General features: G+C 32.7%; 1 protein-coding gene. It reads right to left on the bottom strand.

Features of this window, described 5'->3' with window-relative positions; genetic code table 11:
• Nucleotides 1-129 precede the first annotated feature (129 nt).
• A complete protein-coding gene (locus G3567_RS13215) occupies nucleotides 130-819 on the bottom strand; it encodes a DUF6624 domain-containing protein (RefSeq protein WP_164005789.1) in 690 nt (229 codons plus the stop codon).
• Between the last annotated feature and the right edge of the window lie 34 nt (nucleotides 820-853).

Raw genomic sequence — 853 nt, forward strand, 5'->3', positions numbered from 1 at the left:
AACGGTTTTGGCTATGGTTTCGTTGCGGAATGGTTCGGCAGAACTATTCCGCCGTAAACCAAAGTTAGCAAATAAGCAGGAATTGCCGAGAGGAAATTCCGCCGCAATGAACTATAGCCGTTGTTGTGGCTAGTTTTTAAATTTATCGAACATTAATTTTACCTGTTCTAAGGTGTAAATTTTATATTCTACATCTAGGTCTAATGCATATTCCTCTATTGTTTTCTTAAATCCAGCAGACTTTCTAATCTCATTTATATTTTTCGGATTTTTAATTGGCCAAACAATGTATTCTCTTTTTTTCTTTCCAGTTTTTTCATCTGTAATGTCACCACCCCAAACCTGAGTTCCATAAACTTGTTCTTTACCACTCTCCATCAAAAATCGGTCTTCCATCATAGCAACAGATGTCATTGGTATCTCTCCCTTCTCACCTGCTTCTTTAATGATTGGTAAATATTTTGCTATCTTATCAGAATGTTGAATAACATACCATACTGCACGGTTAGTAGGTTCACCTACTAATGATTTACCAGGATATCCATATTCATTAATTATTTTCTCAACTCTTTTCAGATTTATTGAGTCGTATTTAATTACAATACCCCATTTATTTTTATCGTATTCATCTTCAGTCAATCCTAACTTACCCAAATATTTCGTTTTTAGCTCATCACTAATATTTGGATCCATTAATGCACGAGGTGCTTGATCAAGTACTAGAATGGAATCTAATCTTGCTTTAAGTTCTGTATTTATTGACTGAGAATAAATGGTAGATGATAAAAATGAAAAAATGAAAATTAAAGTATATTTCATAAATAATTAGTTTATTGGTTAAATTAGCCACAAC

The sequence above is a fragment of the Psychroflexus aurantiacus genome, from assembly GCF_010820555.1.
Lineage (GTDB): Bacteria > Bacteroidota > Bacteroidia > Flavobacteriales > Flavobacteriaceae > Psychroflexus > Psychroflexus aurantiacus.

Coding starts and splice junctions, on each gene's coding strand:
- G3567_RS13215 (WP_164005789.1), bottom strand. CDS start 819: ATGAAATATACTTTAATTTTCATTTTTTCATTTTTATCATCTACCATT.